The organism is Bradyrhizobium sp. P2_E8 (assembly GCF_056403875.1).
In genome coordinates this window covers 1-8,625 of record NZ_JBFUES010000235.1, presented here as the reverse complement: position 1 = coordinate 8,625, position 8,625 = coordinate 1, and the positions used below count along the sequence as shown (strand labels likewise).

6 protein-coding genes and 1 pseudogene are annotated in these 8,625 nt (G+C 61.3%); 4 read left to right on the top strand and 3 right to left on the bottom strand.

Annotated elements, in window-relative coordinates:
• The coding region (locus tag AC1D00_RS15375) for an AAA family ATPase (protein WP_477011258.1) at positions 1–2,968 on the bottom strand (2,968 nt) is incomplete at its 3' end.
• Complete coding sequence (locus AC1D00_RS15370; RefSeq protein ID WP_477011257.1) at positions 2,955–4,769, bottom strand: hypothetical protein; 1,815 nt, start codon at positions 4,767–4,769, stop codon at positions 2,955–2,957. The genes AC1D00_RS15370 and AC1D00_RS15375, both read right to left, overlap by 14 nt.
• A gap of 576 nt (positions 4,770–5,345) precedes the next feature.
• On the opposite strand from AC1D00_RS15370, the gene AC1D00_RS15365 reads away from it, so the two are divergent.
• Positions 5,346–6,509 (top strand): hypothetical protein, encoded by a 1,164-nt coding sequence (locus AC1D00_RS15365; RefSeq protein WP_477011256.1) that lies wholly within the window; start codon positions 5,346–5,348, stop codon positions 6,507–6,509.
• Positions 6,510–7,070, top strand: a complete 561-nt coding sequence (locus AC1D00_RS15360) for an MltR family transcriptional regulator (RefSeq protein ID WP_477011255.1) — start codon at positions 6,510–6,512, stop codon at positions 7,068–7,070.
• Between the two features lie 18 nt (positions 7,071–7,088).
• Here AC1D00_RS15360 and AC1D00_RS15355 read toward each other — a convergent pair whose 3' ends face one another.
• Entirely contained in the window at positions 7,089–7,412 is a 324-nt protein-coding gene (locus tag AC1D00_RS15355; protein WP_477011254.1) for a hypothetical protein, read from the bottom strand.
• A 12-nt stretch (positions 7,413–7,424) separates the two neighbouring features.
• Here AC1D00_RS15355 and AC1D00_RS15350 point away from each other — a divergent pair, with 12 nt between their 5' ends.
• Positions 7,425–8,201 carry a hypothetical protein gene (locus AC1D00_RS15350; protein WP_477011253.1) on the top strand — a complete coding sequence of 259 codons (777 nt, stop codon included), beginning with the start codon at positions 7,425–7,427 and terminating at the stop codon, positions 8,199–8,201.
• A 61-nt stretch (positions 8,202–8,262) separates the two neighbouring features.
• Positions 8,263–8,625 (top strand): annotated as a pseudogene (locus tag AC1D00_RS15345) (tetratricopeptide repeat protein); the annotation flags it as partial.

The following is an 8,625-nucleotide window of genomic DNA, read 5'->3' as shown; positions in this document are numbered from 1 at the left end:
CGGCACTTGCGACACGTTGGTGCAGGGCGCGCAGGCGGGCAAGCGCCTGGGTTTCTTCACCCAGTTTGTCGATCAATTCCTGCTCATCGGAATCGTCCGGTAAACCGGCGTCGGCAAGCCGCGCGATGATACCCTTGCGCGCTTGTTCGTTCTCGTTCGTGCGCGTACGAAGGATCGGGAGTTGGCCTGTGAGCTCCGCGATGGTGCGTAACTCCGCATCGAGCAGTCCCTGCAGCCTAGTCTGTTCCTGTGTTGCGGCATCGTGAGATCGGCGAAGCTCATCGAGCAGGCCCGCACGATCTTGCTCCGCTTCATTCAATTCATCATCACTCGAATCCAACGTCACGCCACTCAAGCGCGGGTCGCTACGCGATGTCGTGAGCCCCTTGCGAATTCGCTCCAGTTCCGTATTCGCCGCGGTCCTCGCCGCCTCCTGCTGGGAAATCGACTTGGTGAGCGCGTCGAGGGCAGCTTTTGCCGCATCGACGGCATCCGCAGCCGCCTTCACGGCAGCATTGCTGTCTTCGATCTCCTTGCGTGCTTCGGTGGAATTGGCCGCGATCTGCCGGGTCAATTCAGTCAAACCGGCAGAAGTCTTCAGACCGAGGCTATTTGCAGTGTCCATCCAGAGATTTATCTCTCGATCACGGGAGATGCGTTCGCTCGCGAGCTGGCTCAACTGCGCTTGAGCAGACTTCTGCGCTTCACGATTTCCGGCGAGCTGGCGGGTGATTTCCTGGATGCGCTGCCGCAGCCCGGCGAGTTCGGTGCGTGCCGTGCTCGCGCTGTCGAGCGTCATCTGCCCTTGGATGTGACGGACGAGCTCGTCCTGGCTTCCGTGATCGACGCCGCACAGCGGGCAGTTGCCGTCCGTGATATGCTTTTGCAGCTGGGAAAGTAATTGTCGCAGCTCGGACTGGCTGCGATCGGCATCGGCGATCACTCGCTCGAGGGCTGTCTGCTGTGGGGTACTCGCATCCAGTTGCGCTTGCATCGTTGGCTCTGCCGCACGCAACTCCAGCAAAGTCTGGTTCAGGGCCGCTTCCTGCTGTCTGATTTCGGCGAGACGGTCGGTACTTGCCTTCCACGGGCCCGAGGCCGCACGAAGTGCCTCCAGGTCGGCGGAATGCTTTCTCGCAGCAGTTTGCCGTTCAACGGACATCGCGAGCTGATTGGATTTTTGCTGCAGATCGGCCGAGGCGGTTGCTGACCGGTTGCGATCCGCGGCGACCGCCTCGGTCGCCCGATTGAGACGCTCGGTTTGGACGTTGAGCGAGTTGAGCGCACTTGTGTAGCCTGGGCGCTGATCACGCACCCATTTGAGATTGTCGAGCGCCGATTGAGCCTGCCGGATCTGGGCGGTGATCTCTGAAACGCGCTTGCGGACAGCGTCCAGTTGCTCCTGGACGGACGCTTTCGCTTGTTCGGCAGTCACCCTGCGGGCATCGCCCGCTTCGAGCTGCGCGCGCAGGTCCTTACCTTCCCGGATGAGAGGGGGCAGCCGGACGACTTCTTTCGCAAGCTCGGAAAGAAGAGCGATCCTGCCCTCGCTTTCAGCGATCCGGGCCTCCAGCGTCGCCCGCCAGCCACGTACCGCGGTGGCATCCGCAGCACCAGAGCCGGCGTCGACGCCGATATCCTTCAACGCGGCGCGCAAATTGCGCAGCTCGGCATTGAGGGCGCCAATGTTCGACTTGTCCTTGATGGTACGACGAAGACCATCGAGCTCGGACTTGTCCGCTTTCAAGGAAGTCGTGGTTTCCGATATCTCGGAAGAAAGCGCATCGAGGCCGTTCTTGAGTATAGTCACGATGTTAGCGGACTTTTTCAACGCGTTCTCATAATCCTCGAACGCCAGCATGCGCGAGACGATCTCGCGCGGAAGGGTGCAATGATCCTTGAAACTCTGTGTCAGCGCCTGATTGTCCTGGCTAAACAAGTGGGAGGCACGAAACAGGCTGATGAGATTGTCGATCCGTTCGGCGACGGCCTCCCCACTCTTGGTCAGCTGCTTGAGGATGGGCTTGCGGTCGGTCGGCGATCCATCCAGGGTTGCATGCGCTGCGTCGGACACTGTTCTGTCGATCGTGTGCGATTTCCCGTCTGATTGATATGTCAAGGCGACCCGGGCATCCTCCGGCTTGCTGTCGAGATGGGCTGCGACCTCGCGGAAGCGGTCGCTATCGGTAATCTTGAGGCGGCCGATGGATCCGGTGATGCCGAAGTCGATCGCGTCGAAGAACGAGGTCTTGCCGAACCCGTTGGGCCCAAAGAGCACCGTGATCTCGCTGCCGATCTCGAACGTCATCGGGGCGCGGTATGCCCGGAAGTTTTCGATCGTGACGGATTCCAGCAACACAGGCGCGCTGGTCTGTTCGTCAGAAACTGCGGATAATGTCACCACGCGTGTCGGTGCTTTCGGGCTCCCATACTCGTTGGCGAGACAGGCTTCGACGATCCGTTCCGCACTCCGCTCGTGTTGAACCACGATCTGCCGGGCCAGCGTCGTGGGAACTCCGGACTGTTGAAGGAATGTTTGGGCTGATGCCGGACGAAGGGCCGGGCCGTCAAGTTGCGTCAATGGCAGGAAGGGCAGCCGCGCGAGTGCGTTCCCGACGTGCTCGGTGAGTGGTACCACGAATTTGCGGCAAAAATAGACGTCGGTTTCGATGTTCGAGGCGATCTGGTCGAGCTTGTCAGCGTCTGGCGCTATGCAGAGCACGTAGGACAGATCGTATTCATCCCAGTCCTTCGATCGCTCGGCCTCGGCCTTGAACGCCTCGTAGGTTTCCTCGAACGTTGCGTGCAGATCGGAACCTGCAAAGGCAAAGGCGGCGACGACCCGATCGGTTTGCAGGATGGTGACCGGGAGACCTTCTCCTGCCTCCAATATTGACAGGGTGCCTCCCGGCACCTGACCGAGGCACGCCTTTACCGCTTCCGCGTGACCTTCGTTAAGCGCCGACATGGGCAGCAACTTTTTGTGAGAGTTCTTCGACGGTGGTCGCATCGATGAAGGCGGCGATCAATCCTTGATAATCGACGTGGATGATCGCGCCCTCGGGATCGGTGATCTTGCGCTTGTCACCAAGCTTTGGCTCGCTGGTTTGAAGTATGCTACCAGATCGGCGCCGGCGCGGCAGGTTCTCACGATCGCGTGTGACCAGGATTGCCTGCCGGCGGGTATTCGGCGTGAACTGGGTTCGCGCGTATTTGTGGCATTGCTCATGTGTCTTGCCCCGTACTGCGAGCAGGTCGAGCGTCTTCCCGCCGAGCGACACCGTGGCATGTCCGGCATTTTGATCGCCTGCAGTGACCCCGCCGCACAAGCCGAACAGATCGAGCGTATTCACCACGTGAACGAGGGCGCCGCGTTCATCAGCGTCCCACGCATCTGCGTTGTCTTCCGACGCGGTACGTCCGCTGGCCTGACCCTCGCGTGCGGTGGCCAACTTGATCACCCGGTCGCAGGAGGATCCGGAGAGCGCGCGCAACTCCTGAATCGATGTGGCATGAGCGGCGTCGGCACGGGCGCCGAGGTCGCCCGCAGGCTGCAAATCGCTGAGGCTCGTTACATCGTCGAGCTCATCGTTGATCCATTTGACGCAGGCCGGGACCAGGTTGGATGGCGTGCGTGGATCGGGGGGAGCTGCCAGCGGGAAGACGAACGGTCGATCGACCGCGAACGTGCGGTGTGCCGCACCAGCGATCACGGAGTCGGGATTGATCTGGACGAACGAATGAATGCACGCGCCTTTCTCACGGAAATACGCATCGCGGAAGGGATTCAGCAGCGGATTGCCCCTGAACCGTTGACCGCCCTTCGCGACGGTCGGCCGTGAAGGCATTTCCTGAAACAGCGTTTGTTGTGAGAAGACCACGCTGGTGCCGCCGTAGACCGCGGATCGCCCAGGGACGGGCTTGCCTGCGCTGTTGGCGAACACGAGGCATGTGCGGTCCCGCCGGACGTTCGGCACAATCGTTCCGTCAAAGAAGGACGCTATCTCGCCCATAAACGATGGGTGCGACGGCCACGTGTTGCATTGGATGACGAACATCCATGAAAGCGCCAGCTCGCCTTCGCCAGCTTGCACGCCGAGATCATCGAGGGCCCATCGCCACGACCGCTTGGTGCCGATCGTGGCAATCCAGTCGAAACAGATAAGCGAGGAAAAACGGTACTTCTGGTCATTGGACAAAGTTCCCTTGAAGGAAAAGATCGATTTGCCCCGGTACATGTTTTGATAGGAGATGGTCTGCTCTTGCCAGGCTGGCCAAAGCTTTGGCTGCAGCCAGCGTTCGACCGTTCCATTTTCGGCCTTCGTCCAGATGATCGCGCAATTGATCCATTCGCCGGCGCCGATGTTGTCCAGCCCGTTATGCTCGGTATCGAAGTGGCTACCCACGCGACCGGCCAGACTTGCGAAGTCGGCCTTTGAGAGCGCATCCACCCCGCCGATGACGATCGTTCCTGCTGGCCATTGCGCATCCGCGAGCGCGGCGTCGATCAGGTCGACCCCCTCCAGACCGGGGATGCTGTATTCCGGGAAGATCGTGAAATGCGTTTTCTCGGCTTGATGAGGCGCGGCCCGCGAGACAGCCAGTGTCGCAGTCAGATTGCCCAAGAGCACGGGTCTGCCGGCAGGGGGAGTCCTGTACGGCTCTTGCTGCGTCAGTGTCAGATGCGGTTGGGCGATCACCATCCCCACACGATCGTGCGGCAGCAGGATGCCCCGCTCTGTTAGGTCTACGCGTGAGATGTGGATCATGCCGGAATGAACTTGCAGGCGTCGAAGTCATGGACTTCGACTTGGTTGGACCACGAGAATTGGCTCCGCCAGGAAGGTGTGGCCGCCGCTCCTACAACTTATAGGCTAGAGTACGAAACCCGCACAAGAGCGTTCCTTGCACGCGCCGCGCCCCTCCGTCGCGGTGGCCGGCGAACGTCGTGGCTCAATCGCTGTTTGCGTGAATTTCGGAAACGAAGCCTGCTTTAAACGATCAGACGGAAGACGCAGGCAGCCATGTCTTAGCTGCGTCGGGTTGGAGCGATGCCCTAACTAGCGGAAATGTAGCATATTTGGGATCGCGGCCCTTGTGCGCGCGAGTGGCTGAGCCTCTTAGCAAGCGCGGTGAAATGCCGCGTGGGGATCGAAGCCCTCTGAGGGCCGGGACGCGGCTTGGATCATGGGAGCCTCGGTCCGCGCCAGCGGACGCGCCTTGAAGCGGATATCAGGGAACGTACAAATGTGTGATCCGGTTCGCGAGATTCGAAGGAGTTGTATTGCGTGATACTATTTTGGTCATGGCAGTCGGACGTCCCGAAGGAGATCGGCCGCTTCTTCGTGCGTGACGCGTTGCGCGAGGCTATCCAGACGCTGAAGACCGACCAGGAGTTGCTGGAGCCGGTCGAGCGCGACGCCGCGTCACGGCTTGCGATGGACTCAGACCGGCAGGGTGTGCCGGGAAGCCCCGATCTTGCGGCAACGATTTTCGAGAAGATCGAGAAGGCCGATGTGTTCCTCGCCGACGTGACGCTCGTCGGCGAAACGCCCGACGGGAAGAAGCTCATCAACTCCAACGTCGCGATCGAATACGGGCACGCGCACCGCGCGCTCGGCGCGCGGCGAGTACTGATGGTGCAGAACCTTCATTACGGTGATGGCGATGCGTTGCCGTTCGACCTGCGGCAAAAATCCTGGCCGCTGCACTACAGTCTCGCGCCCGGCGCCTCCAAGGCGGAGATCAAGGCGGAACGCGACAAGCTTAAAGTTCAGTTCGTCGCGGCGCTCCGCCCCTACCTCACCATGGCGGCGGCAGCAGCGCCGGACCATGTCCCGACGCCCACGACGTTCACTGAGGCCGTGTTCTTCCAGCCGGGCGAGATCCTCGCGCAGAACCGTATGCCGCCGCCGGATGCGATTGACTACAGTTTCAGCCGGCGGGACGCGCTCTATCTGCGCCTCGTGCCGGTAGGGGCACGCGCGACGCCGCTCAAACTCACCCGTCTCTACGATGATGTGCTGAACCGGCGCGTCGATCTCCTCCTGCGCAATCTTTACATGGGCGTCGGCGATCGCAACGCCTATGGCGCCATCACCTACGAGCCGCACGGCACGGCGACCGAACCGCGTGCATTCACGCAAGTGTTTCCCAACGGCGAGTTCTGGGCCGTGACGACGGAGATGTTCGTTCATCATCAAGGAGACGATCTGATCCCGACCACGAATGTGCAGAACATCTTCGGGCGCGTGCTCGAGAATTTTGTGGCATTGTCCAATAGTTACGGTAACGGCACGCCGCTGCGGGTGATCATGGGCGGTGTCGGCTTGCGGGGAAAGCGCCTCGGCATCGGCCGCCACCAAATCAGCCAGCCGATCCATGTCGACGCGCGGCACATCGAGGCCGAGTTGGCGACGGGATCACAGGAGGAACGTGACGCCGCCATGGCGGCGTGGCTGGCCGAACTCTACGATATTGCCGGCGTTCGGCACACGGACATGGAATAAATGGCGCGGCGCAAACCCACTCCCAAGGCCGCCAAGGCAACCGGTGATCGCCGGCCGGTCACGGTTTCGCAGGATTTCATGGAGGGGATCACGCGCTTACTGGAAGACGCCCCGCGATGGATCGATGAAGCTCAGACGGCGACGGTGTTGAAGACGGTCGCCGTGTTCGAGGACGTAGTCCGGCAATGCCTCGAAAGCGTGATGCGCCCGATGACCAAGGCCATGGAGGCACGGTTGTTCCAAGGTTACGGCCCCCTCAGTTCCTTCGCCGCCAAATGCGACCTTGCGTTCGCACTCGACCTCTTGTCGGAGAGCGATTACGCCGACTTGCAGGTCATCCGCAAGATACGCAACAGGTTCGCGCATGCGCAGGAGATCATGGGCTTCGAGAAGCCCGAGATCGCGAGCCTGGTCTCCAAGATGGCCCGGCCGAAACAGGAAGCCTCCTGGGCGTATGATTGGTACTTCAAACGCCTGCATGATATTGGCCTCAACCTGATCGCTGCGACGGCGAAGCAAGACGGCCCACGCGGGCGCACCGTGATATCCCGAAAGCGGTGATGACGGCAGGTTCGGCCGCTATTCTGCAGCATCGCCGCGGTGGCATATCCATGCAATCATAGAACGATTCGTCTGCTCTTCCGAGATGCCATGGATATTGCCGCAGCGCTGGAGCGCATCCACGACCATATCGAGAATGACCGCGTTGAAAGCGCGGTCATGGCTTGCCTGCGCGTCGCGCGGGCAAGCAAGGACTTCCTGTTCGCCGCCATCTTCCTTCGCGAGCTTTACCCAAGCAAAGCCGAAATCGCGCGGGCGCTGTTCAACGAAACGCAGCACCTCAACGATGAGGCCAAGAAGTTCATCTATGAGCGATCGCTGGATCGTCACCTCGACCTGCATACAATCGAAAGCATGGACCAGGACTCGGACAAGGCCGAAGGCGACCGCACCAACGTCCTGCCCGTCGCGGCGGGTGAGATCGAGTCCGAGATCAAGCGTTGGCAGGACACGCTCGCCGACCTCGTGCCGCCACCGGGCCTGTCGCAGTTCGACGTGGCAGAGTTCACGCTGAGTGCCATAGAGCAGAAAGGGATCGTGCGAACGCGCCTTGCCGGGCTGTACACGGTCAAGGCGCGTCTCAAGACCCGTTGCTTTAACTACGCGCTGGAGATCGAGCGCCAGTTCGATGCGGGCCGGCAGCAGGATAACTTCCTGCACAGTGTTCAGGCGGAGGTGCACAATTACTTCAGGGGCCGGTCCGACGACGTCGTGCAGAAGCTGATCAAGGCGAGCCAACTGGCCGCCTCCAAGGATGGCGAGGATTGTGCGCTCGTGCTGACGGAGGTGCGCCGTGCGATGAAGGCAGCCGCCGATCTGTTCTGGCCGGTCACCAGCGAGGAGCCGGTAAAGTGCAGTGACGGGCAGGAGCRCAAGCTCGGCGATCAGCAATACCTCAACCGGCTGCAGGAATTCGCGCGGGTCAAGCTGCGCAATTCGAGCGCGCGGGATCTGCTCATGGCCGAACTCGACCATCTGGAAGTCTTCTTCCGGCGGCTCAACGACCTCGCCTCGAAGGGTGTCCATGCCGAGGTCACCGTCGCCGAAGCCCGCCAGGGCCTGGTCGGTCTCTATTTCTTCCTGTCGAACCTGATCCGGCACCTCGTCTCGGCCGAGCCACAGACAGCGTGAGGGCTTCCCCGCGGGGCGCGGCTCGCCCTACTATGCCGTCATGGGTATGTGGAACTGGTTGATGGGATCGAAGGGCGCGCCGCACGGCGATGCGGCCGAAGACGATTTCGATTTCGGCAACACGATCCATATCGCCTCGCACGATTTCATCGGGCTGCGCGCGCGCTCGCCCAACGGGCGGTTCACGCTGGCCTGGGCCGATGGCGGGCCCGATCAATCCCGTATCGGCCGGTATCTCCTGCTGGATGGCAAACGGGTGATCGTCGAAGGCCGGATGCCGCGGCCCAACGACGGCGCGGTGACGGACGGTGGCGTCTTCATTCTCAATGACTGGGGAGCGTCGGAGACGCTCAACGGGACGTTCCATGCGTTCGGCGCCGATGGGAGGATCTTGGTGTCACGACATTTTATGGCCAACCTCTAC

Excerpts from the sequence above, each read along its gene's own strand:
- AC1D00_RS15355 (WP_477011254.1), bottom strand. The coding sequence starts at position 7,412 with ATGCAGGTCGAGGTGACGATCCAGCGATCGCTCATAGATGAACTTCTT.
- AC1D00_RS15360 (WP_477011255.1), top strand. The coding sequence starts at position 6,510 with ATGGCGCGGCGCAAACCCACTCCCAAGGCCGCCAAGGCAACCGGTGAT.
- AC1D00_RS15370 (WP_477011257.1), bottom strand. The coding sequence starts at position 4,769 with ATGATCCACATCTCACGCGTAGACCTAACAGAGCGGGGCATCCTGCTG.